This is a genomic window from Janthinobacterium aestuarii, from assembly GCF_051380835.1.
Taxonomy (GTDB): Bacteria; Pseudomonadota; Gammaproteobacteria; order Burkholderiales; family Burkholderiaceae_D; genus Janthinobacterium; species Janthinobacterium aestuarii.
Genome location: NZ_JBNYXU010000003.1, coordinates 316,624 through 342,702 on the forward strand (window position 1 = coordinate 316,624; position 26,079 = coordinate 342,702).

At 65.9% G+C, this 26,079-nt stretch carries 22 protein-coding genes; 16 read left to right on the forward strand and 6 right to left on the reverse strand.

Annotated elements, in window-relative coordinates:
- The first annotated feature begins 47 nt into the window (after nt 1–47).
- Nucleotides 48–545: a winged helix-turn-helix transcriptional regulator gene (locus ACQ4WO_RS11030; RefSeq protein ID WP_436481447.1), complete on the forward strand. Its 498-nt coding sequence runs from the start codon at nt 48–50 to the stop codon at nt 543–545.
- Here the strand turns inward: ACQ4WO_RS11030 and ACQ4WO_RS11035 are convergent.
- A complete protein-coding gene (locus ACQ4WO_RS11035; protein WP_436481448.1) occupies nt 533–988 on the reverse strand; it encodes a GNAT family N-acetyltransferase in 456 nt (151 codons plus the stop codon). The two genes, ACQ4WO_RS11030 and ACQ4WO_RS11035, sit on opposite strands and share 13 nt — an antisense overlap.
- A 124-nt stretch (nt 989–1,112) precedes the next feature.
- On the reverse strand, nt 1,113–2,582 hold the full coding sequence (locus ACQ4WO_RS11040; protein ID WP_436481449.1) for an efflux transporter outer membrane subunit: 1,470 nt from the start codon (nt 2,580–2,582) through the stop codon (nt 1,113–1,115).
- A gap of 94 nt (nt 2,583–2,676) precedes the next feature.
- On the opposite strand from ACQ4WO_RS11040, the gene ACQ4WO_RS11045 reads away from it, so the two are divergent.
- The 3 genes from ACQ4WO_RS11045 (at nt 2,677) to ACQ4WO_RS11055 (ending at nt 7,585) form a co-directional block, all read left to right on the forward strand.
- Nucleotides 2,677–3,297, forward strand: coding sequence for a TetR/AcrR family transcriptional regulator (locus ACQ4WO_RS11045; RefSeq protein WP_436481451.1), 621 nt, complete (start codon nt 2,677–2,679; stop codon nt 3,295–3,297).
- Between the two features lie 83 nt (nt 3,298–3,380).
- Nucleotides 3,381–4,487 (forward strand): efflux RND transporter periplasmic adaptor subunit, encoded by a 1,107-nt coding sequence (locus tag ACQ4WO_RS11050; RefSeq protein ID WP_436481452.1) that lies wholly within the window; start codon nt 3,381–3,383, stop codon nt 4,485–4,487.
- A complete protein-coding gene (locus ACQ4WO_RS11055) occupies nt 4,484–7,585 on the forward strand; it encodes an efflux RND transporter permease subunit (protein ID WP_436481453.1) in 3,102 nt (1,033 codons plus the stop codon). Before ACQ4WO_RS11050 ends, ACQ4WO_RS11055 begins: the two co-directional genes overlap by 4 nt.
- A gap of 175 nt (nt 7,586–7,760) precedes the next feature.
- Here the strand turns inward: ACQ4WO_RS11055 and ACQ4WO_RS11060 are convergent, their stop codons facing one another.
- Nucleotides 7,761–8,798 carry a helix-turn-helix transcriptional regulator gene (locus ACQ4WO_RS11060; protein ID WP_436481454.1) on the reverse strand — a complete coding sequence of 346 codons (1,038 nt, stop codon included), beginning with the start codon at nt 8,796–8,798 and terminating at the stop codon, nt 7,761–7,763.
- A 217-nt stretch (nt 8,799–9,015) separates the two neighbouring features.
- Between ACQ4WO_RS11060 and ACQ4WO_RS11065 the strand changes: the two genes are divergently transcribed.
- Nucleotides 9,016–11,022 carry a glycoside hydrolase family 3 protein gene (locus ACQ4WO_RS11065; protein WP_436481455.1) on the forward strand — a complete coding sequence of 669 codons (2,007 nt, stop codon included), beginning with the start codon at nt 9,016–9,018 and terminating at the stop codon, nt 11,020–11,022.
- Between the two features lie 7 nt (nt 11,023–11,029).
- Here ACQ4WO_RS11065 and ACQ4WO_RS11070 read toward each other — a convergent pair whose 3' ends face one another.
- Together ACQ4WO_RS11070 and ACQ4WO_RS11075 are read right to left on the reverse strand one after the other, a co-directional pair.
- A complete protein-coding gene (locus ACQ4WO_RS11070; RefSeq protein ID WP_436481457.1) occupies nt 11,030–12,148 on the reverse strand; it encodes a Gfo/Idh/MocA family protein in 1,119 nt (372 codons plus the stop codon).
- 32 nt (nt 12,149–12,180) lie between these two features.
- Nucleotides 12,181–13,368: a phytanoyl-CoA dioxygenase family protein gene (locus tag ACQ4WO_RS11075; RefSeq protein ID WP_436481458.1), complete on the reverse strand. Its 1,188-nt coding sequence runs from the start codon at nt 13,366–13,368 to the stop codon at nt 12,181–12,183.
- A 102-nt stretch (nt 13,369–13,470) separates the two neighbouring features.
- On the opposite strand from ACQ4WO_RS11075, the gene ACQ4WO_RS11080 reads away from it, so the two are divergent.
- From ACQ4WO_RS11080 to ACQ4WO_RS11120, 9 genes are all read left to right on the forward strand, one after another.
- Nucleotides 13,471–14,520 (forward strand): LacI family DNA-binding transcriptional regulator, encoded by a 1,050-nt coding sequence (locus ACQ4WO_RS11080; RefSeq protein ID WP_436481459.1) that lies wholly within the window; start codon nt 13,471–13,473, stop codon nt 14,518–14,520.
- Nucleotides 14,521–14,586: 66 nt separating this feature from the next.
- Complete coding sequence (locus tag ACQ4WO_RS11085; RefSeq protein WP_436481460.1) at nt 14,587–16,395, forward strand: DUF885 domain-containing protein; 1,809 nt, start codon at nt 14,587–14,589, stop codon at nt 16,393–16,395.
- Between the two features lie 102 nt (nt 16,396–16,497).
- Nucleotides 16,498–16,953, forward strand: coding sequence for a homoprotocatechuate degradation operon regulator HpaR (hpaR, locus tag ACQ4WO_RS11090; RefSeq protein WP_223278727.1), 456 nt, complete (start codon nt 16,498–16,500; stop codon nt 16,951–16,953).
- 335 nt (nt 16,954–17,288) lie between these two features.
- Entirely contained in the window at nt 17,289–18,455 is a 1,167-nt protein-coding gene (locus tag ACQ4WO_RS11095) for a porin (protein WP_436481461.1), read from the forward strand.
- 28 nt (nt 18,456–18,483) lie between these two features.
- Entirely contained in the window at nt 18,484–19,008 is a 525-nt protein-coding gene (locus tag ACQ4WO_RS11100) for a sugar dehydrogenase complex small subunit (RefSeq protein ID WP_331776424.1), read from the forward strand.
- A 9-nt stretch (nt 19,009–19,017) separates the two neighbouring features.
- Entirely contained in the window at nt 19,018–20,628 is a 1,611-nt protein-coding gene (locus ACQ4WO_RS11105; protein WP_436481462.1) for a GMC family oxidoreductase, read from the forward strand.
- Nucleotides 20,625–22,034, forward strand: a complete 1,410-nt coding sequence (locus tag ACQ4WO_RS11110) for a c-type cytochrome (RefSeq protein WP_436481463.1) — start codon at nt 20,625–20,627, stop codon at nt 22,032–22,034. Before ACQ4WO_RS11105 ends, ACQ4WO_RS11110 begins: the two co-directional genes overlap by 4 nt.
- A 115-nt stretch (nt 22,035–22,149) precedes the next feature.
- Entirely contained in the window at nt 22,150–22,602 is a 453-nt protein-coding gene (locus ACQ4WO_RS11115; protein ID WP_436481464.1) for an RrF2 family transcriptional regulator, read from the forward strand.
- A complete protein-coding gene (locus tag ACQ4WO_RS11120; protein ID WP_436481465.1) occupies nt 22,589–23,563 on the forward strand; it encodes an NAD(P)/FAD-dependent oxidoreductase in 975 nt (324 codons plus the stop codon). Before ACQ4WO_RS11115 ends, ACQ4WO_RS11120 begins: the two co-directional genes overlap by 14 nt.
- Here ACQ4WO_RS11120 and ACQ4WO_RS11125 read toward each other — a convergent pair.
- Nucleotides 23,491–24,258, reverse strand: a complete 768-nt coding sequence (locus tag ACQ4WO_RS11125; RefSeq protein ID WP_436481466.1) for an SDR family oxidoreductase — start codon at nt 24,256–24,258, stop codon at nt 23,491–23,493. The two genes, ACQ4WO_RS11120 and ACQ4WO_RS11125, sit on opposite strands and share 73 nt — an antisense overlap.
- A 128-nt stretch (nt 24,259–24,386) precedes the next feature.
- Here ACQ4WO_RS11125 and ACQ4WO_RS11130 point away from each other — a divergent pair, with 128 nt between their 5' ends.
- Both ACQ4WO_RS11130 and ACQ4WO_RS11135 read left to right on the forward strand, forming a co-directional pair.
- Nucleotides 24,387–25,310: a LysR family transcriptional regulator gene (locus tag ACQ4WO_RS11130; protein WP_436481467.1), complete on the forward strand. Its 924-nt coding sequence runs from the start codon at nt 24,387–24,389 to the stop codon at nt 25,308–25,310.
- 16 nt (nt 25,311–25,326) lie between these two features.
- Complete coding sequence (locus ACQ4WO_RS11135) at nt 25,327–26,079, forward strand: DUF4303 domain-containing protein (RefSeq protein WP_436481468.1); 753 nt, start codon at nt 25,327–25,329, stop codon at nt 26,077–26,079.

The following is a 26,079-nucleotide window of genomic DNA, read 5'->3' on the forward strand; positions in this document are numbered from 1 at the left end:
ATCGGGTGGTATGTTTTTGTAACCGAGGTAAATATAGTGACTATCAAATGAACGCACAAGAAGGCACTTTTTCCACACTGGGGCACACGGATGTGACTATTGGCGACGCCGCCGCGCAAGGGGCTGAGCTGGAACGGCGCATGCGCGACGAAGGTGGCCATGCGGGCGTGGCCGCTTCCTGCCGTCCCATCACGGACATCCTCACGCGCGTGGGCGACAAATGGAGCGTGATGGTGGTGATCTTGCTGGGCAATGGCACCAAGCGCTTCAACGAGATGCGCCGCCTGATCGGCGGCATTTCGCAGCGCATGCTGACGTTGACCCTGCGCGGGCTCGAGCGCGACGGCCTCGTGACGCGCACCGTGTTTCCCACCGTGCCGCCACGCGTCGACTACGCGCTGACGGACCTGGGACGTTCGCTGCTGATTCCCATCAGCGCGCTGGGCGCCTGGGCCCATGGCCACCGCGACGCCGTCGATGCGGCGCGGCTGGCGTTCGATGCCAGGGCCGATGCGAACGCGGCGCCAGACAGTCAGGCCAGCTGAATCACGGCCAGCATGTCGTTGCCATCGGCATCCATGCCTTTTTCCACGAAGCCCATGCTGGCATAGAATTTTTTAGCGTTGGCATTGCCGGGCTTGTAGCAAATCTCCATGCTGCGCGCATCCGGTCGGGCGCGGATTTCCGCCAGCGCCAGGGCGAGCGCGGCCCTCCCATGGCCTTGCCCCTGGCGCCGGTGGTCGACCATGAAGCGCCAGATCTGGTAGTGGCCGGGCGGATCTTCGGCATCGGGCGAGACGAACATGAGGAAACCGATCACCTCCTCGGCGCAATACACGGCGCGCGTATGCATGGTGGCGGGGTAAAAGCTGGCCTGCGCGATGGAATAGTCATTGCTGGCCAGATAGTCGCGCTGCTGGGGCAGCAGGGGCAGTTCGCTGATGATGTCGAAATTGTCGGCTGTGACGGGACGCAGGCTGATGGTCATGGTTGATAGTGGGATGCAAGGGCAAGGCCAGGCAGTATGGGGAAAAATTACTCAATTGGCAATGCTGTTCCACCGCTCGCGCCAAGCAGCGGTGAAACAATGAGGGCAGGGCTGCCATCGGCATTTACCTGGCTGCCACGGCCTCCGTCCCCGCCTGCGGCGCCTGCCAGCCGCCGCCCAGCGCCCGGTAGGTGGCGACGGCGGCGCGCGCCGATGCCGTTTGCGCCTGCGCGCGCGCGTCCGCTGCGTGCAGCAGCCGGGAGTCGGCCTGCAGCACGTCAAGGCGGCTGACCACGCCTTTCTCGTAGGCGGCCAGCGAGGCGGCGCGGGCGCGCTCTAGCGATTCCACGCTTTGCTCCAGTAAAGTAGCTTGCTCTTCGTGGCGCAGCAGGGCCGAGCCGGCGTTTTCCACGTCTTCGGCGGCGTGCAGCGCGGCGAGCCGGTAGGCCGCCAGCAGCTCGGCTTCCCGGCCGCGGGAAGCTTCGATCTGCGCGTCGATGCGGCCGAAATCGAACAGACGCCAGCGCAGGCCCAGCATGCCGGCGGCCTGGCCGGAGCCGCTGCCGAACAGGGTGCCGCCGGCCGTGGCGCTGCCCAGCAGGGCACCCAGGCTCAGTTTCGGGTAGTACTCGGCGACGGCCGCGCCGGTGCGCGCGCTGGCGGCGGCCAGGCGCCGTTCGGCGGCGATCAGGTCGGGCCTGCGCCGCAGCAGTTCGCTCGGCGAGCCGCCGGCCGTGATGCGCGGCGCGCGCGCCATCGCGCCGGCGGCGGCCATGTCATCGCCGTAGGTGCCGGGCGCCGCGCCCAGCATCACGTCGAGCGCATGCAGCGCCACCTCGCGCGCCGTATCCAGGCCGGGTACGACGGCGCGCGCCTGCGCCAGCGACGCTTCGGCCTGCCGCAGCGCCGGCTCGTTCGCCAATCCCTTGCCATACAACAGCGTGGCCAGTTCCAGCAGCGCCGCGTCCGTGCCGACCTGCCGGCGCGCCAGCTCGAGCCGTGCCTGCAGCCCCTGGATCGTCAGGTACAGGTCGGCCGTTTGCGCGGCCACGGCCAGCCGCGTCGCGGCCCATCCCGCTTCGCTGGCTGCGTAATCGGCGCGCGCCGCTTCGCGTTCGCGGCGCAGGCCGCCAAACAGGTCGAGTTCCCACGACGCCTGCAAATTCAATTCGCGCGCGCTGCCGGCGCGGTCATAGCCTGGCGTGGCGTTCAAGACCTGACCCAGCGGCGTTTGCACGGACTGGTAGGCGCGCGCCGCCTGGCCGCCAAGGCTGGCCGACGGCAGCAGCGCGGCGTCGGCCGCACCGATGGCCGCGCGCGCCTGGCTGACCCTGGCCTGCGCTTGCGCCAGGTCGAGGTTTTGCGCCAGCGCCACCGTCACCAGGCGGGTCAGGCGCGGGTCGCCGAAGGCCGTCCACCACTGCCGCAGTTCGGCAGAGTCAGCGTCCTGGCGCGCGCCGAGCGCAGCCTGGTGCAGATACTGAGCCGCTTGCGGCAGCTCGGGCCGGTGGTAATCGTTGCCGACGGTGCAGCCGGTGGCGGCCAGGCCGGCGGCGATCAGCAAAAAGGGGAGGCGCAGGCGTGGCAGTGGCATGGTGGTCTTCCAGTTCAAAAAGAGAATAATGTGTGACTATAATACAGTTTGGTCACTTATTGTGCATTCCGGCGCGGCGCGTTAAGCTGTCGCCATGAATTCCACCACACCCGACACTCCAAGCCCAGCACGCGGCCCCGCCGGCCACGACGTGCGCGACCAGATCGTTGCCGCCGCCACCGATTACTTCAGCCGCTACGGCTATGAAAAGACGACCGTCTCCGACCTGGCCAGGGCGATCGGCTTTTCCAAGGCCTATATCTACAAGTTCTTCGAATCGAAGCAAGCCATCGGCGAGCATATCTGCGGCAACTGCCTGCACCAGATCGAGACCGAGGTGAAGGTGGCCGTTGAGGCGGCCGGGCGGCCGCCAGAGCAGCTGCGGCGCATGTTCAAGGCCAGCGTCGAGGCTAGCTTGCGGCTGTTTTTCCAGGACCGCAAGCTGTACGACATCGCCGCCTCGGCCGCCACCGAACGCTGGCCAGCCGTGCAGGCCTACGAGCTGGCGATGGGCGCCTTGCTGCAGGATATCTTGCAGCAGGGGCGCAAGACAGGCGACTTCGAACGCAAGACGCCGCTCGACGAAACGGCCAGCGCGATCTATCTGGTGATGCGCCCCTACGTCAATCCCTTGCTGCTGCAACACGGCGTCGACAGCAGCGAAACGGCCGTGGTGCAGCTGTCCAGTCTGGTGTTGCGCAGTTTGTCGCCGTAAGTGCTTCAATGATAAGTGACGATTGACTTAATTGGTCACTAGTACCAGAATGAGCGCTCTGATCACTCATTCATGGAATTCCTATGCGCTGGCGCCGCCTCGCTTCATCTGTTGTCATTTCAACTTTACCCCTGGTGTTGAGCGCCTGCGCCGACAAGGCGCAGGCCGATCCGCGCACCGCCACGCCGCTGGTGCGCGCCGTCACGGTGCAGGGCGCCGAAACGGACACGCGCAGCTTCACGGGCGTGGTCGCGCCGCGCGTGCAGAGCGATCTCGGTTTTCGCGTGGCCGGCAAGGTGCGCGAACGGCTGGTCGACGCCGGCCAGGCCGTGCGCCGTGGCCAGCCATTGATGCGCCTCGACGCCGACGACTTGCAACTGCTGGCGCAGGCGCGCCACGAAACCGTCATCGCCGACCGCGCCCGCGCGCGCCAGGCGGCGGACGAAGAGGCGCGCTACCGCGACTTGCGCGGCACGGGCGTCATCTCGGCATCCAACTACGACCAGGTGAAGGCGGCGGCTGACGCGGCCGGCGCCCAGCTCAAGGCGTCCGAAGCCCAGGCCGGCGTGGCGCGCAATGCGCTGCAGTACGCGGTGCTGCTGGCCGACGCCGACGGCGTCGTGATGGACACCCTGGCCGAACCGGGCCAGGTGGTCGCGCCCGGGCAGGTGGTGGTGCGGCTGGCCCATGACGGCCGGCGCGAAGCGGCGATCCAGCTGCCGGAAACCCTGCGCCCAGCGCTCGGCTCCACGGGCCAGGCCACTCTGTTCGGCAGGCCGGGCGCCAGCGTGCCGGCCACCTTGCGCCAGTTGTCGCAGACGGCGGACCGGCAAACGCGCACCTTCGAGGCGCGCTATGTGCTCGATGCAGCGCTGTCAAGCGCGCCTTTGGGCGCCACCGTCACCTTGCGCCTGCCCGGCGCGCAAGCGGCCGGCGGCACCGTGCAAGTGCCGCTGGCGGCCCTGCATGATGCGGGCAAGGGGCAGGGCGTGTGGGTGATTGCCGGTGCGCCGGCCCAAGTGAGCTGGCGGCCCGTGAAGGTGCAAGGTCTGCACGATGACGGCGCCGATGTGAATGGCCTGAAGGCGGGCGAACGCATCGTCGCGCTGGGTGCCCATCTGCTGCACCAGGGAGAGCAGGTCAGGGTCGAACAGGCGCCAGCGACCGCCGCCGCGGGAGCGCATCCATGAGCGCGGCCCGCTTCAACCTGTCCGCGCTGGCCGTGCGCGAACGTTCCGTCACCCTGTTCCTGATCTGCCTCATTTCGCTGGCTGGTCTGCTGTCGTTCTTCAAGCTGGGGCGCGCGGAAGACCCGGCGTTCACGGTCAAGGTGATGACCATCGTCACCGCCTGGCCCGGCGCCAGCGCGCGCGAAATGCAGGACCAGGTGGCCGAGAAGATCGAAAAGCGCCTGCAGGAGCTGCGCTGGTACGAACGGGCCGAGACCTATACCACGCCCGGCCTGGCTTTCACCACACTGACCCTGCTCGACGGCACGCCGCCCGACCAGGTACAGGCCGAGTTTTACCAGGCGCGCAAGAAGGCGGGCGACGAGGCGGCCAATTTGCCGGCCGGCGTGATCGGTCCCATGATCAATGACGAATACGCCGACGTCACCTTTGCCCTGTATGCGTTGAAGGCCAAGGGCGAGCCGCAGCGCCTGCTGGTGCGCGAGGCGGAAACCCTGCGCCAGCGGCTGCTGCACGTGCCTGGCGTGAAAAAGGTCAATATCATCGGCGAGCAGGCCGAACGCATCTACGTGGAGTTTTCGCAGGAGCGCCTGGCCACCCTGGGCGTGCGGGCGCAGGACGTGTTCGCCGCGCTGAACGGCCAGAATGCCTTGAGCCCGGCCGGTTCGGTCGAGACGCGCGGGCCGCAAGTATTCATCCGCCTCGACGGCGCGCTCGACGCGCTGCAAAAGATCCGCGATACGCCTGTGGCGGCGCAGGGGCGCACCTTGACGCTGTCCGATATCGCCACCGTGCGCCGTGGTCAGGAAGACCCGGCCAGTTTCATGGTGCGCAATGGCGGCGAGCCCGCGCTGCTCTTGGGCGTGGTCATGCGCGACGGCTGGAACGGGCTGGACCTGGGCAAGGCACTGGACGGGGAAGTGACGGCCATCGGCGCCGCCATGCCGCTGGGGATGAGCCTGGCCAAGGTCACCGACCAGGCAGTCAATATCGGCGCGGCCGTCGACGAATTCATGCTCAAGTTCCTCGCCGCATTGCTGGTGGTGATGCTGGTGTGCTTTATCAGCATGGGCTGGCGGGTCGGCATCGTAGTGGCCGCCGCTGTGCCATTGACGTTGGCCGTGGTGTTCATCGTGATGGCGGCCACTGGCAAGAACTTCGACCGCATCACCTTGGGTTCATTGATCCTGGGCCTGGGCCTGCTGGTGGATGACGCGATCATCGCCATCGAAATGATGGTGGTGAAAATGGAAGAGGGCTACAGCCGCATCGCCGCCTCCGCCTATGCCTGGAGCCACACGGCCGCGCCCATGCTGGCCGGCACCCTGGTGACGGCCGTGGGCTTCATGCCGAACGGCTTTGCGCGTTCGAGCGCCGGCGAATACACGAGCAATATGTTCTGGATCGTCGGCATCGCCCTGATCGCCTCGTGGGTGGTGGCGGTGGTGTTCACTCCCTACCTGGGCGTAAAGCTGCTGCCTGAACTCAAACACGTCGCCGGCGGCCATGATGCGCTGTACGACACGCCGCGCTACCACCGTTTTCGCCGGCTGCTGGGGCGCGTGATCGCCCGCAAATGGCTGGTGTTCTGCACCGTGATCGGCCTGTTCGTGCTGGCCGTGCTGGGCATGGCCATCGTCAAGAAGCAGTTTTTTCCGATTTCGGACCGCCCTGAAGTGCTGATCGAAGTGCAGCTGCCCTACGGCAGCGCGATCGGGCAGACCAGCGGCGCGGCGGCCAAGGTGGAAGCATGGCTGGCGCGCCAGAGCGAGGCGAAGATCGTCACGGCCTATGTGGGCCAGGGCGCGCCGCGCTTTTACCTGGCGATGGGACCGGAATTGCCCGATCCCTCGTTTGCCAAGATCGTCGTGCGCACCGACAGCCAGCAGGCGCGCGACGCGTTGAAGCAGCGCTTGCGCGTGGCCGTCGCCGCGGGGCTGGCGCCCGAGGCCAGGGTGCGCGTCACGCAACTGGTGTTCGGCCCGTATTCGCCGTTCCCCGTCGCCTACCGGGTCAGCGGGCCCGATCCCGAGGTGTTGCGCGGCATCGCCGGCCAGGTGCGGCAGGTGATGCAGGCCAGCCCCTTGATGCGTACCGTGAACACGGACTGGGGCACGCGCACGCCGACCCTGCATTTCAGCCTGCAGCAGGACCGCTTGCAGGCGATGGGCCTGACGTCGGCCGCGGTGGCGCAGCAGCTGCAGTTTTTGCTCAGCGGCGTGCCCGTCACGGCCGTGCGCGAGGATATCCGCACGGTGCAGGTGGTGGCGCGCGCGGCCGGCGACGTGCGGCTCGACCCGGCGCGCATCGCCGACCTGACCCTGGCCGGCGCGAATGGCGAACGCATCGCGCTGTCGCAGGTGGGCAGCGTCGAGGTGCGCTCGGAAGAACCGGTGATGCGCCGACGCGACCGCCAGCCGACGATTACCGTACGCGGCGACATCGCCGACGGCATGCAGCCGCCCGACGTCTCGGGCGCCATCACGGCGCAGCTGCAAACGGTCATCGACAAGCTGCCGGCCGGCTACCGCATCGAGCAGGCCGGCTCCATCGAGGAATCGGCCAAGGCCACGCAAGCGATGCTGCCGCTGTTCCCCATCATGCTGGCATTGACCTTGCTGATGATTATCCTGCAGGTGCGTTCGATCTCGGCGATGGTGATGGTATTCCTGACCAGCCCATTGGGCCTGATCGGCGTGGTGCCCACCTTGCTGCTGTTCCAGCAGCCGTTCGGCATCAATGCGCTGGTCGGCCTGATCGCGCTGTCGGGCATTTTGATGCGCAATACCCTGATACTGATCGGCCAGATCCACCAGAACGAGGCGGCCGGCCTGGCGCCGTTCGACGCCGTGGTCGAAGCGACCGTGCAGCGCGCGCGTCCCGTGATCCTCACGGCGCTGGCGGCCATCCTGGCGTTTATTCCGCTGACCCATTCGGTCTTCTGGGGTACCTTGGCCTATACCCTGATCGGCGGCACGTTTGCCGGCACGGTGCTGACCCTGGTGTTCTTGCCCGCCATGTATGCGATCTGGTTCCGGATACGGGGGCAGGCAACGGTGGCGGAGATTGAAAACGGCGGGCCGGAGACGCGGGCCTGAGAAAATGCCGATGGCGGCGTTGCAGCTTCCTTGCCGTACTTGCGTACTGTCTGCGTCGCTGCGCCTTGCCCTCGACATTTTTCAGGCTCGCTTGGCCCAGGGGGGGCCTGTCTCCTTGACTTGGGCCGTTTCGTGGTTTGGCGGCTTGCTTATTGCTTGTTTCTTGTCTCTTTCTCTAGGCTCCGGCGGCATCCTGCCGGTAGCGCGCCGGCGGCAGTTCGAACTGGTTCTTGAAGAAGCGGGTGAACGCGCTTTGCGAGGAAAAGCCCAGGCGGTCGCCGATTTCCGCCACGCTCAGGCTTGTTTCGCGCAGCAAACGGCGCGATTCGCGGCTCTTGGCGCGCAGTTCCAGTGCACGGAACGAGGTCTGCTCCTGCTGCAGCTGGCGCTGCAGGGTCCAGCGGTTCATCGCCAGGCCATCGCACAGGGCCGGCAGCAGCGAGGCGCTATCGGCATCGCCCGCGCCTTGCCGGCCCAGCAAATCGATGATGGCTTGCTCCACGCGGGCCGAAAACAACTGCGCTCCCTGCAACTGCTGCAATTGCCCCTGCGCGTGCCGCAGCGCGTGGGGCGCCAGCATGGCGTTGAACTGGGCGAAGGGCCGGTCCAGCGCCGGTGCGTCAAATGTCAAGGTATTGCGCGCCTGGCCAAAGGTGACGGGGGCGCCGAAGCACTCGGAAATGGCTGGTGCGAACCATGGCGCCTTGCCCTGGAAGCCGGCACGGAAGGCGGTGGGTGCGCCATCGTCGTAGGCGCGCGCCACCAGAGACAGCATGCGGAAATTAGCCAGCGCCTGCATGGCGCCGCCCGACGGGCAGAATTCGGACAGGTATTCGATCTCGATGCGCGTACCATTTTCGCTCATCAGCATGAAATCGAATTCGCCGATCAGGCCCCGCAAGTGCAGCAGCTCGTGCAGCGCGCTGCGCAGGGTGGGGCGGTTGAAGCAGACGTGGGCGATGCCCGAGTAATGCGCGAACCAGTGTGTCACGTCGAGGTCGAGCAAGCCGCGGTGCTGCGGCAGTTGCTGGGCGTAGGCCGTCATGCGGCGGTGCCGCTCGGCGTTGATGCGGCCGCCCGGCTCGTCCAGCTGCGCCGGCGTGATGCCCGTGCGCTGAAAAAACTCGGCGGGGTCGTGGCCATCGGCCTGCATGGCGCGCGCGCATTGCTGCGCGATCCGGTTCGAAACCGTGCGCGTGTCGGGTTTGTGCAAGGCTGTCTCCTGCTTATTGTGCTTGTTGTAGTAATTTTTCACAAATATTAGCACTTTGTAAGAGATTGTTGGTTGTTGTGTCATCTAACCAAAAATTGTTCTCGCAGGTATAAAACGCGTGCTGCGCGGTCAAGAAACTCACGCATTCTCACGCTATATTGTTTTCGGCCGGCCTTGCTGCCGCGCCTTGATACCTACAAAAACAGTCTTGGAGATAATGATGAATTGCACTTTGAAACCGATGGCCCGTATGGTCGCCGGCTGCGTCGCCACGCTTGCCCTGGCCGCCTGCGGCAATAACGGCAGCGTGGAATACAAGCAGCCCGTGTTCGGCGCCACCACCTACAGCCAGATCCAGGTCGACGGCTATGCCTTCAAGGATATGAACCGCAACGGCAAGATCGATCGATACGAAGACTGGCGCCTGCCGGCCGAGGTGCGCGCCGACGATCTGCTGTCGCGCATGAGCCTCGATGAAAAAGCGGGCCTGATGATGCACGGCACGGCGCCCACCGTGGCCGACCCCACCGGCATCGGCCAGGGCGGCGCGTACGATTTGACGGCCCTGCAGGACCTGATCGTCAAGCAGTACGTCAACACCTTCATCACCCGCATGGCGGGCGACACGGCCAATATGGCGACCCAGTACAACAAGGTGCAAGCCTTGAGCGAAACGTCGCGCCACGGCATCCCGGTGTCCATCAGCACGGACCCGCGCCACCATTTCCAGTACACGGTGGGCGCCAGCGCCGGCACCAAGGGTTTCTCGCAATGGCCTGAAACCCTGGGCCTGGCCGCCATCGGCGACGATGCGCTGGTGCGCCGCTTCGGCGACATCGCGCGCCAGGAATACCTGGCCGTCGGCATCACGCAGGCCCTGTCGCCGCAGGCCGACCTGGCCACCGAGCCGCGCTGGTCGCGCATCAACGGCACCTTTGGCGAAGACGCGGACCTGGCCAAGCGCATGGTGCAGCACTATATCGAGGGCTTCCAGGACGGGAACACGGGCCTGCATGACGGCAGCGTGGTGGCCGTCGTCAAGCACTGGGTCGGCTACGGCGCCACGAAAGAGGGCTACGACGGCCACAATTACTATGGCCGTTACATGACTTACCCGGGCAACAACTTCGCCTACCACGTGAAACCGTTCGAAGGCGCCTTCACGGCCAAGGCGGCTTCCGTCATGCCCACCTACGCTCTGCCGGACGGCAATATCACGATCGACGGCATCACCCTGGAACAGGTGGCGGCCGGCTTCAGCAAGACCATGCTGACGGATCTGCTGCGCGGCAAGTACGGCTTCGAAGGCGTGATCCTGTCCGACTGGGGCATCACCTCCGACTGCGACGCCAACTGCCGCAACGGCACGGCGCCTGGCGTCGCGCCTTCCTTCATGGGCTTTGGCACGCCGTGGGGCATGGAAGACGCCACTAAGGCCGAGCGCTACGTGAAGGCCGTGACGGCGGGGATGGACCAGTTTGGCGGCGTGACGGAAGCGCCGTACCTGACGCAAGCCGTGCAGCGTGGCCAGTTGACGGAGGAGCGCATCAACGCGTCGGCGCGGCGCATCCTGATCCAGAAATTCAAGCAGGGCCTGTTCGAGCATCCGTTCGTCGATGCGGCCAATGCGGCCACGACGGTGGGCAAGGCGGACTTCATCGAGGCAGGCCTGGACGCGCAGCGCCGCTCGCTGGTCCTGCTGGAAAACAAGGACAAAGTCTTGCCGCTGGCGGCCACCGTCAAGAAGGTCTACCTGTACGGCATCGATGCGGCCGTGGCCAAGCAATATGGCTACACGGTGGTCGCCACGCCGCAGGAAGCGGACGTGGCCCTGCTGCGCGTGGCCGCGCCGTATGAAATCCTGCACCCGAACTACATCTTCGGCAGCATGCAGCATGAAGGGCGCCTGAACTATGTCGACGGCGACGCCGACTACGAGGCGATCAAGAACGCGGCCAAATACGCGCCGAAGACGGTGGTCACCGTGTACCTGGACCGCCCGGCCATCCTCGGCAACGTGCAGGACAAGGCCAGCGCCATACTCGCCAACTTCGGTGTCAGCGACGGCGCGCTGTTCGATGTCCTGACGGGCAAGGCCAAGCCGCAAGGCAAGCTGCCGTTCGAGCTGCCATCGTCGATGGCCGAAGTGCAAGTGCAGAAATCGGACGTGCCGTATGACACGGCCCATCCGCTGTACAAGTTCGGTTACGGACTGGCCTACTAAATGCCGTTCAACGTACGGTAATCCAGGTGCGCTCCTGAGCGGAGCGCAGCGCGGCGGCTATCAGCCGGTCCACCTCGTAGCCGTCGCGGAAAGTGGGCCAGACCGGCTGGCCGCCGGCGATGGCCTGCAAAAAGTCGCGCGCTTCGATGACGATCTGCTCGTTGTAACCGGTGCCGTGCCCGGCGCCCTGGCTGAACGCCAGGTAGTCGGGGTGGGCGGGGCCCATCAGCAGGCGCTGGAAACCCTGGCGCTGCGCGGGGCGGCCGGCGTCGTACAGCCATAATTCGTTCTGGTTTTCCTGGTCGAAGGCGAGCGCGCCTTTCGTCCCCGTGATGCGGTAGGTGTAACCCATCTTGCGTCCGGCCGCCACGCGGCTGAAGGTCAGGGCGCCCAGCGCGCCGCTGGCAAAACGCAGCATCGCATTTCCCTGGTCGTCATTCTCCACCGCTTCCATGCCAGTGGGCCCTTGCCGCTGCGCGTGCACGGTATGCATGTCGGCCACCAGCGAGTCGACGGGGCCGCCCAGGCGCAGGGCCAGGTTGAGCAGGTGCGAGCCCACGTCGGCCAGCGCGCCGGCACGCGTTGCCGTCGCTTCGCGCGTGCGCCACGAGGCAGGCGCGCGCGGGTCGTGCAAATAGTCTTCCACGTGTTCGGCGGCGACGTGGATGATCTCGCCGATTTCGCCCGATTCGATGATCTGCCGCGCCAGCTGGCTGGCCGGCGTGCGGATGTAGTTGTAGCCGACCATGTTGGCCACGTCCGCCGCTTCCGCCGCCTGCGCCAGCTGCAAGGATTCGGCGGCCGTCATGCCCAGCGGCTTTTCGCAAAACACGGGTTTGCCCAGGGCCAGCGCGGCCAGCACGATGTCCTTGTGCGTGGCCGGCGGCGTGGCGACGATGATGGCGTCGATGGCGCGATCATTGACCAGCGCGCGCCAGTCGCCCGTGGAGCGGTTCCAGCCCAGTTCCTGCGCGCTGCGGGCGGCGCCTTCCGCACTGCCGGTGCTGATGCATTCGCATACGGGGTTCAAGGCCGTGTGAAAAATGCTGCGCACGGCCTTGTAGGCGATGGTGTGGGCCTTGCCCATGTAGCCGGCGCCGATCAGGCCGATGTTGATGTCTTGCATAGGGAGTCTCCGAGGATGTCGCGGTATGGGATTCAGGCTTGCTGGCGCCAGGCCTGGCTGTCCAGCGCGTCGAGGAAGCGGGCGGCGGGCCAGTCTTGCGCCAGCGCTTCGTGCATGAGCTGCTGCTGCGTGGGCGGCGCCATGCCGGCTATGGGCTGGTCCCGATCGAGGTTGCTGGGGAAGGCATAGCCTTCGGCGCAGGCGGCAATCGCGTGAGCAATGCCGTCGGCGGGCAGGGCGCCCTGCGCGCGCAAGGTCAGCAGCGCCGGATACAGCGCTGCGCTCATGGCGCGGCGGTCCAGCGCTTCCATCGCGCGCCCGAACGGCGACGACACTTGCAGCAGATTCGCCATGCGGCGGATATCGGACGAACGGTTATGGCCCGCCGCATGGAACAGGGCGGGGTTGAAGAAGACGGCGTCGCCTTGTGACAGCGGCAGTTGCACGCAATGCTGCGCGAAATAATCGCGGAAGGGTGCCTGCTGCCAGGCGAGGAAACCCGCCAGGTAGCGCTGCGAATACGGCAGGTACAGGGTGGGACCGGATTCGACCGGCATGTCGCAATGGGCGACGGCGCCCTGCAAGGTCAAAAGGGCGGACATCTGGTGCACGGGCGCCGGGTAGGCGGTGCAGGCGGCGGCGCTCTGGAATCCCAGGTGATAGTCGCGGTGCGGCGCCTGGGCCGCGCCGCCCGGGTTGACGACGTTCACTTGCGCCGTCATCTGGTAGGCGGATCCCAGCCACGCCTCGGCTATCCACGCAAACACGGGATTGGCGTAGTAGCGCGCGAACGCTTCGGGCGCGCGCAGACACAGTTTTTGCTGGGCGTTCCAGATGCGGTCATTCGCGCCCGGTCTGGCGAAATGGTCGCCGCCCGCCTGGCCGCTCGCATGCTGTTCGGCGATCAGCGCGCGAAAGACGCTGCTCACCTGTTCCAGGGTCGCCGTGTCGTCGACGACGTGCCGGAGCACGATGACGCCGGGGCCATCCATCAGCGCCTTGCCCCATTCGGCCTGCAGCGCGCGCAGCGACGCGGTACTGGTGGCCAGCGCACGCACCTGGTCGCAGTCATAGACGAGAATATTGTCTTCCACCGCAGCGGCGTGGGGATAGTCGGCCAGCGCCGTGCATTGGCTGACGGTGCGGATGAACTCATCTAGCCGGCAATCTTGCTGCGACAGCCAGAATGGGGCGGGCGGCGCGGCGTCTTGGGTGATCATGCTGTGTCTCCATTGTTTAAGTTGTAGAATCAGTATAGGGATGAAAATCCGCATTTTTCATCAGGAAATCCATCAAAAAACCATCAATGGAATGGGCATGGCATGACGCATCCGTTTCCCGTCAAGGTCGTGGCGCTGCAGGCCGGCGTCAGCGTGGCGACCGTCGACCGCGTGATCAAGCTGCGCGGGGGCGTGCACGCCAATACCGTGCGCCGCGTGATGCAGGCGCTCGATGAACTGGCGCGGCAAAGCACGCAGGTGGGCCTGGCCGGCAGGAAGTTCATGCTCGACGTGCTGATGGTGGCGCCGCGCCGCTTTACGGACGCCGTGCGCGCCGCACTGGAAGCGGAACTGCCGTCGCTGCACCCGGCCGTGCTGCGCTCGCGCTTTCACCTGCATGAAACCCTGGAAGTGGACGGCATCGTCGACCAGCTGGAGCGCATCCGCAAGAACGGCAGCCACGGCGTGCTGCTGAAGGCGCCGGACTTGCCGCCGGTGGTCGAGGCGGTGAGCCGGCTGGCGGCGGCCGGCATTCCCGTGGTGACCCTGGTGACGGACTTGCCAGCGTCCGCGCGCCGCAGCTACGTGGGCATGGATAACCGCGCGGCGGGCGAGACGGCCGCGTGTCTGATCGGCCAGTGGCTGGGCGCGGGCCAGCGGCCCAGGAAGCAGCAAGTGCTGGTCACCCTGAGCAGCAATCGTTTTCATGGCGAGGAAGAGCGCGAGATCGGCTTTCGCCGCGCGCTGCGCGAACGGCACCGCCATTTATGCATCGTCGAAGTGAGCGAAGGCCACGGCATTGACGGCGCCACGGGGGCGCTGGTGCGTGAAGCACTGGCTACGCATCCAGGCATCGCCGCCGTATATTCGATCGGCGGCGGCAATGCCGCCGTCGTGCAGGCATTCGCGCAGGCGGGCCGGCCGTGCCAGGTTTTCATCGGCCACGACCTCGATGCGGACAACGTGGCGCTGCTCAAGTCGGGCGCCATCCAGGCCGTGCTGCACCATGACCTGGGCCAGGACATGCGCCGCGCCTGCCAAGAGATACTGCGGGCGCAGGGCGCGCTGCCTGCCCTGGCACACGCGTTGCCCTTGTCCGCGATCCAGATCGTCACGCCGTGGAACCTGCCCGCGCTGACCGGGCTGAATTGACAGGCATGCGAGGCTGGCCGATACTCGCCGCTTCGCTCATCGTTCACCTCAGGAAGGAATCCCCCGATGTCCGTCACTCCGCAATTGTGCAAGACCGTGCTGGTAGCCGCACTCTCCATCGCGTTTACCATGCCCGCCATGGCCGCCGTCCCTGCAACTGTCGGCGCTTCATCGGCCTGGGTTGAAGCGAGCAACCGCAACGCGGCCATCGTGCTGGCGGCGCAGGCGCAGTTTTCGCCCGAAGACGCCTCCGACACGGGCCTGGCCCAGTACGACGGCCTGGCCGCCGACCTGGGGCCGAACATCACCGAGCGCCATGTGGCGGCCATGCAGAAGGCGCGCGCGCAATTGCAGCAAAAGCTGGAACTGGAACGCGACGAGCGCATACGCCAGGACCTGGAAATCCTGATCGGCGCCGTCGACCAGGAGATCATGGGCACGCAGCTGGAAGCCAAATACACCCTGCCGTGGGTCGATGTGCCGCAAATGGTCTTTGGCAGCATGCAAAGCCTGCTGCAGGAGCAGCGTCCGGCCGCGCGCCGCGCCAAGGCGCTCGAACGCCTGCAACGCTACGTGGGCCAGTTCCCGGGCAGCACGCCGATCACGGCGCAGGCCAAGGCGCGCTTCACGGAAAAAATCGGCCAGCCTGGCCTGGCGGGACCCGTGCGCCTGCAGGTGGAGCAGTCGCTGGAAAACGTGCCGACGTATATCGCCGGCATCCGCAAGCTGTTCGCCGACATGAAAATCACTGGCGCCGAAGCTGCGCTGGCGGCCATGGAGCAGCAGTTGAACGAGTATGCGGCGTGGGAAAAGCAAGTGGTGCTGCCCCTGTCGCGCACGGATTTCCGCATTGCGCCCGAGCTGTATGCGTTTCGCCTGAAACAGGTGGGTATCGACATCGAGCCGCGCGCGCTGGTCGAACGGGCGCAGGTGGCTTACCTGGAAACGCGCGCAGCCATGCAGGCGCTGGCGCCCGTGGTGGCGGCCAAGCTGGCGCTGAAGGGCGTCGACGGCGCGGACTACCGCCAGGTGCTGCGCGCGCTGAAGGCCGACTCCATCCCCAATGAGCAGCTCGAAGCGCACTACAAGGGCGTCAATACGCAGCTGGAACAGCGCATCGCCCGGCAGCGCGTGGTCGATATTCCTGCGCGCGCCATGACCATGCGCCTGGCGTCCGCCGCCGAATCGGCGGCCCAGCCGGCGCCGCATATGCGTCCGCCTCCGCTGATCGGCAATACGGGAGAACACGGCCAGTTCGTCCTCCCCGTCAGCAATCCGGCCGCCAGCGGCAAGGGCGAGGCGTATGACGACTTCAATTTCGCGGGCGCCGCCTGGACCCTGAGCGCGCACGAAGGCCGCCCCGGCCACGAGCTGCAGTTCAGCGCCATGGTGGAGCGGGGTGTGTCGCAGGCGCGCAGCCTGTACGCGTTCAACAGCGTCAACGTGGAAGGCTGGGCGCTGTACGCGGAAGCGGAGATGATTCCGTACGAGCCGGCCGAGGGCCAGTTCATCGCGCTGCAGTTCCGCATGCTGCGCGCGGCGCGCGCCATGCTCGACCCGATGCTGAACCTGGGGCAGGTCACGCGCGAGGAAGCGGGGCGCATCCTGACGGATGAAGTGATGCTGTCGAAACCGATGGCGGGCCAGGAGCTGGACCGCTATACCTTCAACATGCCGGGCCAGGCGGGCAGCTATTTCTATGGCTATACGCGCATCCTGCAGCTGCGCGCGGAAACGGAGCTGGCGCTGGGCGAGAAATTCGACCGCCTGGCGTTCAACAACTTCCTGCTGGGGCAGGGCTTGCTGCCACCGGAGCTGCTGGCCAAGGCCGTGCGCGAACACTTCATCCCCGAGCAGAGAAAAGCCAAAAGCTGACGCCATGGCACGGGAGCGGCAGGGAAGGGGAATTTTGCCGCTATTGTCCCCGGGCCAGTCGTATAATGACGCTCATTGTGCTGGCCCACCCTGGAGTTCCACTTGCAGCTACCGATCCGTTATCCGAACATGCCGCAACTGCTGCTGAAGGCCCGCGACAGCCTGCTCCAGCATTTCCGCCCCATCCTCAATCACTTCGGCGTGACGGAGCAGCAGTGGCGCATCATGCGCGCGCTGAATGAAAGCCCGACCCTGGAGCCGCGCGAGCTGTGCGAGATCTGCCAGATTTCGAGCCCCAGCATGAGCGGCATCCTGGCGCGCATGGAAGAGATCGGCCTGATCGGGCGCAGCAAGTTCGAAGGCGACCAGCGTCGCCGCAAGGTGCACCTGTCCGAAGCGGGCGCCAGTTTGCTGATGCAGATGGGGAAGCTGATCGACCTGCAATATGCGCACCTGGAAGCGGCTTACGGCAAGCAAGTGTTCGAAGACATGCGCCGTGCGCTGGAAGCGTTTATTGCTCTTGAAACCCTGCCGGTGGCGCCCGCCATCCTGCGCTGAGCGGCAACGCCACTCCCATCTTTTCCTTCCGTACGGCCATCGGGCGCGTGTTTTTCAACATGCGCCGCCGCTGCTTTGCCCATGCCTGTCCCTGTGATTTCCCCGTGCCGCGGGGCGTGCGCCCGCACGCCTGCCGGATTTGCTATAAGACGCAAGAAGTTTTGCTATAAGACTAAGCCTTATAGTTAATCACTTACATGTTAGTAAATAAGCGTATAATTTGCTTCACTTGATCCAAATCAAGAAGAACAGCGGACGCTCCTCTCGCGGGAGGGGACTGCAACGCGGCGCCACGCCCGTATTTCGCCAGATAAAACAGGAAAGTCAGGAAAAAAATGAACACACCATGCATGCGCGCTGCGGCGCTGGCCGTCTCCACGCTCATCGGCGCAAACGTTTGCGCCCAGAGCAATGTCACCATTTACGGCGTGGTCGACGCGGCCACCGCGTACGCGAGCAACCAGGGCGGCAATTCAAATACCTATATGCGCAGCGGCAGCTTGTCCGCCAGCAAGATCGGTTTCCAGGGCGTGGAAGACCTGGGCGGCGACCTGAAGGCGCTGTTCCTGCTGGAAAACGGCTTTGAAAGCGACACGGGCGCGCAAAGTTCGGCCAGCGCCCTGTTCAACCGCCAGGCCTATGTGGGCTTGCAATCGGCAGCCTACGGCACCGTGACGGCGGGCCGCCAGTACACGCCGTACTACCTGCTCGTGGGCTCGCTGGCATCGAGCAACGTCTTGACGGGCGCGACCGGCGCCCACCCGGGCGACATCGACGGCCTCGATACGACCGTGCGCATCAGCAATTCCGTCACCTACAGCATGCCCGCCTGGCGCGGCTTGCAGGCCAGCGCGCAATACGGTTTTGGCGAAGCGGCCGACGGCAATGCCGTGGGCAGCAGCTTCAGCGCCGCCGTCAAGTACAGCACGTCGCCAGCCGAATTCGCGCTCGGCTACCTGAAACTGAAAAATGGACAGAACGGCGCCGGCTGGAGCGACAATGCTTCGGGCAACTTCGGCATTTCCGCCCTCAACCAGGGCTACGCCTCGGCTGAAAGCATAGCATTCATCGCCGCCAGCGCGCGCTACACCCTGGGCAAGTGGATGGTGGGCGCCAATGCCAGCAACGTGCAGTACCAGGCTGGCAGCCGCTCGGCCTTCCGCGACACGGCCATCTTCAACACGGCCGGCCTGATCTCGAGCTACCAGTTGACGCCGCAATGGTTCCTGTCCGCCGGCTACAGCGACACCTTCGCCAGCCACGCCAACGGCATCGCCGACCGCGCGCGCTATCGCCAGCTGTCGTTCGAGCAGACTTACGCGCTGTCGAAGCGCACGGCGATCTACCTGATCGAAGCGCGCCAGTTGGCGCGCGGCCAGACCCTGGGGCAGGACGGCGCCATCGTCAACGCCGTCGCCTCGGTCGGCGATTCGCAAAACGGCACGCCGTCGTCGAACGGCGGGCAGACGGTGGTGATGGTCGGTCTCAAGCATTCTTTCTGAACGGTTGCTGAACTCACGGGAGCTTCAATTGGACGCTACACATAATAAGGAGGGCCGTGGCCCTCTGAATCCCGGCCGCCGCATGGTGCTGGCCGGCTTGCTGTCGGCTTCGGCCGCGGCGCTGATTCCCTGGGCGCTGGCCGAACCGGTCGCCAATGCGGAGCAGGGCGCCTTCCTCGGCGTGTCGGCCATGCTGGTGGGACGGCAAGTGCTCGACCCCGTGCTGGCCACACGCCTGTATGACGCGCTGGTGGCGCAGGACGCTGCCTTCCCCGCGAAGGTGCGTGCGCTGCTGGCGCTGATCAATGCGCAGGGTTTGCAGGCTGCCGGCCTGCAGGAAGCGCTCGACGCGCTGGACCCGGCCCAGTCGCCGCTGGCGGCCTTGCCGCGCCAGATCGCCAGCGCCTGGTACCTGGGCATCGTCGGAACGGGCGAGGCGGCCGTCTGCGTCGCCTACGAGCAGGCCTTGAACGCGGCCGTCGTCGCCGACGTGCTCAAACCTCCCACGTATTCCTACGGCGCCTACGGCAGCTGGGCCAGAAAACCAATTTAAGGAGCCATCATGGCTGAAGAACTCTCCGCCGATTACCTTGTGATCGGCTCCGGCATCATCGGTTCCCTGGCCGCGCGCAAGCTCGCGCTGGCCGGCGCCTCGGTGCTGATACTGGAAGCGGGTCCGCGCGTGTCGCGCGGCGAAATCGTCGCCCGTTTCCGCAACACGACGCGCCGCAGCGACTGGATGTCGCCGTATCCATCGGTGGCCACGGCACCGCACCCGATCTACCAGCCGAAGGACAACGGCTACCTGGTGCAGGCCGGCCCGTATCCATACCCGGCCGAATACATCCGCCAGTTCGGCGGCACTTCGTGGCACTGGGCCGCGCAAGCATGGCGCAACGTGCCGAACGATTTCCGCATCCATACCCTGTATGGCGTGGGTGTCGACTGGCCGATCAGCTATGAAGACCTGGAACCGTTCTACCAGGAAGCGGAAGAAATCATGGGCGTCTCGGGTGCCGAGAACACGGGTTCGCCGCGCAAGCAGGCCTTCCCGATGGGCTCCGTGACGGAGCCGTACGCCATGCGCCGCATCCGCGAGCGCCTCGACCCCTCGTTCAAGGTGGTTGGCAACACGGTGGCGCGCAACAGCGTCAGCTACGATGGCCGCCCGGCCTGCTGCGGCAACAACAGCTGCCAGCCTATCTGTCCCATCGACGCGCAATACCATGGCGGCATCGCCGCGCTGCAGGCGGAAGCGGCGGGCGTCAAGATCGTCTGCAACGCCAACGTCTACAAGCTGGAACACGATGCGCAGGGCCGCATCACGGCCGCCCTGTACTACGACGTCGACAAGAACAGCCACCGGGTCACGGCCAAGACCTTTATTCTGGCCGCCAACGGCATCGAAAGCCCCCGCTTGCTGCTCGTTTCCGCTTCGGACAAATACCCGAACGGCCTGGCCAACAGCAGCGACATGGTGGGCCGCAACCTGATGGACCACCCGAGCACCTCGATCACCTTCGACGCCGATGAAGACCTGTGGCTGGGCAGGGGCCCGCAAAGCCCCAATTCCATCAACACCATGCGCGACGGCGACTTCCGCAGCCAGCATTCGCCGTACCGCCTGGATTTCACGAACATCTCGAGAGTCGATGGCGCCACCAGGGAGTTGATCGGCAAGGGTGTGTTTGGCGAAGCATTCGAACAGCAGCTGCGTTTCCGCTCGGCGCGTGAAATGAGCCTGAAAAACGTGCTGGAAGTGCTGCCGAACCGGGAAAACCGCATTGCCCTCAGCAGCGAGAAAGATGCCATGGGCATTCCCAAGCCGCAGGCGCATTACGCAATCGACGAGTACACGAAGCGTGGCCACGAGCGTTCGAAGCAGGATTTCGAGCGCATCGCAAAACTGATGGGCGGCACCAACCTGCGCCACAGCAAGGAAGGCGTGTTCGCCAACAACCAGCACATCTGCGGCACCCTGTCGATGGGTTCCGACCCGGCCAAGGCCGTGTGCGACCAGTGGGGCCGTACTTTCGATCACGCCAACCTGTTCCTGTGCAGCACGGGCGTGCTGCCCACGTCCGGCACCTGCAATTCGACGGAAAACGGCCTGGCCGTGGCCCTGCGCACCGTCAAGCATATCCTCGACGAACAACAGGGAGGCACGGCATGATGGCGATCTTCAGACTGGCGGCCGGCGCCGCCTTGCTGTCCCTGGCCTTGCCCGTGCTGGCGGCGCAAGCGCCGGGCGCGGACGTGCAGGCGATCGAACGTGGCCGCTACCTGGCCACGGCCGGCGACTGCATCGCCTGCCACAGCGTGCCTGGCGGGAAGCCGATGGCGGGCGGCCTGGCCCTGGCCACGCCGCTGGGTCCCATCGTCGCCACCAACATCACGCCGTCGACAACGCATGGCATCGGCAACTACACGCTGGCGCAGTTTTCCGCCGCCGTGCGTCATGGCGTGCGGGCCGATGGCGCCAATCTGTACCCGGCCATGCCCTATACGGCCTACGCCAAGGTAACGGATGACGACACGGCCGCCCTGTACGCCTATTTCATGCATGGCGTGGCGGCGGTGGACACGGCGCCGGCGCAAAAGACGGACTTGCCGTTTCCGTTCAATATCCGTTTGTCGATGGCGGGCTGGAACCTGCTCTTCCTCGATAAAAAACCGTTCGTGGCCGATGCGTCGAAAAGCCTGGAGTGGAACCGCGGCGCCTACCTGGCGCAAGGCCTGGCCCACTGCACCACGTGCCACACGCCGCGCAATGCGCTGATGGCGGAGCAGCTGTCGAAGGAGCTGGGCGGGGCGGACCTGGGCACCTGGTACGCGCCGAACATCACGTCGGACGTCAACAGCGGCGTGGGTGGCTGGAGCCAGCAGGAGCTGGCCAGCTACCTGCGCACGGGCCGCGCCGCGCACCGGGGCCAGGCGGCAGGCCCGATGGCCGAAGCCATCGACCATAGCCTCAAGCACCTGAGCGACGCGGACTTGAACGCCATCGCGCACTACATCAAGAGCGTGCCCGCCATCCGCGACAAGGCGGACGTGAAACCGGTGACGCAATGGGGCAAGGCGGGCGACGAGTTGAGCAGCATCCGTGGCGTGCCGCTGCCGCAAAACCTGAACACGATGTCGGGTGCGCAGCTCTACGATGCGCAGTGCGCCAGCTGTCACCAGGCCAGGGGCGAGGGTAGTTTCGACGGCGGCTTGCCGCCGCTGTTCCACAACTCGGCGACGGGCCGCAGCAACAGCAACAACCTGGTGATGGCCATCCTCGATGGCGTCGAGCGCCAGGACGGCAAGGGTAGTCATACTGCGGGCCACCTGATGCCCGCGTTTCGCCAGACCCTGTCGGACGAGCAGATCGTCATCCTCGGCAATTACGTGCAGCGGATGTACGGCAATCCCGCCATCAAGGTGACGGCGGAACAGGTGACGACCTTGCGCAATGGCGGCGCACCGTCGAACCTGATCGGCCTTGCCCGCGCGGGCATCATCGTCGGCGTGCTGGTGCTGCTGGCCTTGCTGCTGTGGTGGCGGGGACGCAGGCGCAAGGAAGCATCAGCAGCGTAAGAATACACCCTGAAGCAAAGGCTGGGGTCAGACCCGACAAGGTCTGCCCCCTTTTTTTACGCAGGATTTTGCAACTCGTTTGCATTCGTGAAAATTATGTACTATCATTAGTTACATGAGACGCGACAGCAAACTATCATCGATCCTCCATGTACTGCTGCACATGGCCCATGCGGGACGCCCGATGACGTCCGAAGAACTTTCCGGCTACCTGGACACCAACCCCGTGCTGGTGCGGCGCGTGATGGCCGGCCTGCGCGAGCGCGGCTACGTGGCGTCGGACAAGGGCCATGGCGGCGGCTGGCGCATCGTCTGCGACCTGCACCAGGTGACCCTGCAAGACATCTACGCGGCCGTGGGGTCGCCCACCATCTTCGCCATGGGCAACCGCGTCGATCAGCCGGGCTGCCTGGTCGAGCAAGTGGTCAACCAGTCGCTGGCCGGCGCCTTCGACGAAGCCGAGGCGCTGCTGATCCGGCGCCTTGGCGCCGTCACCCTGGCCGACCTGGCCGACCGTTTCAGCCAACAATACGCCACACACAAAGGAGCACCGCATGCACATTCCTGAATTTGACGCCATCATCATCGGCGGCAGCTACGCGGGCCTGTCCGCCGCCACGCAACTGGCGCGCGCCCGCCGCCGCGTGCTGGTGATCGACGGCGGCCAGCGCCGCAACCGCTACGCCAGCCATTCCCACGGTTTCCTGACCCAGGACGGCAGCGGCACGGCCGCCATCGCGGCCGAGGGCAAGGCGCAGCTGCTGGCGTATGCCACCGTCACCTGGCTGGACGGCACGGCCACGCGGGCGGCGGCCAGCGGCAATGGCTCTGGTTTCGACGTGACCCTGGCGGACGGCCATGTCGTGCACGGCCGCCGCCTGGTGCTGGCCACCGGCGTGATCGACGAACTGCCGCCCGTCGAAGGCCTGGCCGAGCGCTGGGGCGGCAGCGTTTTTCACTGCCCGTATTGCCACGGCTATGAACTGGAGCAGGGCGCCATCGGTGTGCTGGCCACCGGCCCCCTGTCCATGCACCATGCGCTGATGCTGCCCGACTGGGGCACGGTGACTTTTTTCCTGAATGGCGCGTTCGAGCCCGATGCGGCGCAGCTGGCGCAACTCGCTGCGCGCGGCGTCAAGCTGGTACGCACGCCCGTGGCGCGGATCGACGGCGTGGCCGACGTGGTCATGGCGGACGGCAGCCGCCATGCAATGGCCGGCCTGTTCGTGGCGACCCGTACCCGCATGGCCAGTTCCCTGGCCGGCGAATTGGGCTGCTTGCTGGAAGAGGGAATCATGGGACCGTTCGTGCGCACCGACGAGCAAAAGGCCAGCAGCGTGCCCGGCGTCTTTTGCTGCGGTGACGCGGGCCGCATGGCGGGCAGCGTGGCGTTCGCGGTGGCCGATGGCGCCATGGCAGGCGTGGCGGCGCACCGCTCGCTGATGTTCGGACTCGATCAGGCGGCAAAACCGCCATCGATCTTCAGCCCCGCGCCCGTGACGAACGCCGCTTCCGCGCTGGCCAGGTAAGCGACCATGCCGGCGATTTCATCGGCCGTGCCGTGGCGGGGCAGGGCCATCAGGCCGTGCATCAGGTCGGCGAAGTCGCCCGTCGGCGGGTTCATGTCCGTGGCGACGGGGCCCGGTTCCACGTTGTTGATGGTGATGCCGCGCGGGCCCAGGTCGCGCGACAGGCCTTGCGTCAGGCCGCTCAGCGCCGATTTGCTCATGGCGTAGGCGGCCGCGCCGCCGAACGGCATGCGGTGCGCATTCGTGCTGCCGATGTTGATGATGCGCCCGCCCGTCGGCATGTGCGCCACGGCCGCCTTGATGGCGACGAACACGGCGCGCACGTTGACGTTCAAGGTCTTGTCGAAGTCTTCCAGCGAAAAATCGTCGATGGCGCCGGGCAGGAACACGCCCGCATTGTTGACGAGGATGTCGACACGGCCAAACTGCGCCGCCACCTTGGCGATGGTTGCCGTCAGGGCGGAGGCGTCGGCCGCATCGGCCTGCACGCCCAGGGCCTTGCCGCCGCTTGCCTCCACTTTGGCGGCCAGCGCCTGCGCCTCGGCGGCGGAACTTTGATAGGTGAAGACGACGTTGGCGCCCTGGCTGGCAAGGCGGCGCACGATGGCGGCGCCGATGCCGCGCGAGCCGCCCGTCACGAATGCGATCTTGTCTTGCAGTGGCAGGGTGGTGCTGGTGGTGGCTTGAGTTTGCATGATGTGCTTTCTTTCTATGTTGGGGAGTGGATGAAGCCAGTATCTGCCTTTCATTCCTGCCGCGCTAGCCGTGAATCGCTACAATCACTTTCAACTATAAGTATCAAGATAGCGGGTAGAATAGGCGCATGGACGCCCTCAATCACTTGCAATCGTTTGTGCTGTCTGCCGAGTTGGGCAGTTTTTCGGCGGCCGCGCGCCGCCTGGGGCTGACGCCGGCGGCCGTCAGCAAGAACGTGGCGCGCCTGGAAGCGAGTCTGGGGCTGCGGCTGTTCCAGCGCAGCACGCGCCGTTTGACCCTGACGGAAGGGGGCGAACGCTTCCTGCAGCAGATAGGCGGCGCCCTGTCCACCCTGCGCGAAGCGATCGCCGGCGTGGCCGAAGAGGGCGGCCAGCCGGCCGGCATACTGAAAATCAGCATGGCGCCATCGTTCGGCCGCAGCTACGTGGTGCCCTTGCTGGGCGACTTCATTGCCCGCAACCCCGGTGTCATCCCCGACTGCCATTTCGACAACCGGCAAGTGGACTTGATCGGTGAAGGTTTTGACGTGGCCATCGGCGGCGGCATCGAATTGACGCCGGGCGTGGTGGCGCGCGAACTGGGCCACGCCCACATCGTCGCCACGGCGTCGCCCGCCTTCATGCGGGGCAAAGCCATGCCCGTGCACCCTTCGGATCTGGCGCAATTCGACGGCGTGGCGCGCCGCTCGGCCGGCAGCGGCAGATTGCGCAGCTGGATACTGCGCGACGGTTCGGGCGGCGAAGGCGTGGCCGAATGCCGTCCGCGCGCCATCTTCGACGATCCGGAAGCGATGGCGCAGGCGGCCATCCTCGGCGTTGGCGTGGCGCTGCTGCCCATGCCGCATGCGCTGGCCCACTTGCGCAGCGGCGCCCTGGTCCGGCTGCTGCCCGGCTGGCATGCCGATTCCGGCCCTTTGTCCGTGTACTATCCGAGCAAGAAACTGCTGCCCGCAAAGACGCGCGTGTTCGTCGATTTCCTGCTGGCGCAATTCCGCCAGCGCGATTTCGCGGCGCAGATGCGGCCCGATTAACCGATGAAAAATTTTCATGCATAGCAATTACAGCCTGTTTTATACCTTTAACCATGACCAGCCGGCCCGCTTCCAGGAAGTGCGCGTCTTCGGCACCACGGTGTGGACGGCCGCCGGTGCGGCCATGACCTGGGGCGAGGAGACGCGCACGCAGTATGCGAGCGTAGCCGAAGCGCAGGCCGCCTATCTGGCCCATTGCGATGTGGCTGTCGCCGATGGCTATACCCTGGCGCGCGCCATGCCCATCGACCCGGCCGTCTTTGATTTCGCGCTGCTGCAAATACTGGTAGCGGATGCCGCGCGCCTGGCATTTGGGGCCGTGCGCCGTGCCCATCCCGGCCAGCACATCAACGCTTTCGCGCTGGTCAGCGACGACAGCGCCATGACCATCGGCCCGGCGGCCAACAGCCGCGAAGCGCTGGCCGCCTCGGAGTACGGCGAAGAGATGTTATGGAATCCGGCCGAATGGGCGTTTGAGGACGGGGTCGCGTATTTCGACAGCGCCTACCGTTTGCTGCTGCAGGCGCACCGCGACTTGCCGTTCGACGTGGACTTCAGCACCTTCCGCAGCGGCGTGTTCGATGCCTGCATCGCGGCGCTGGCGCAGCTCGATGCCGACGAATGCTTCGGCACGGGCGCGCAGCGCGACGATTGCGTGCTGCTGTTCGAGGTCAGCGACAGCGTACCGGTGGAAGGCGCGCTGGCGCGCTTGAATCCGCCGGCCGTGGTGGCGCGCTTCGAGGCGTGGATGGCCAGCTGGGCCGATTAG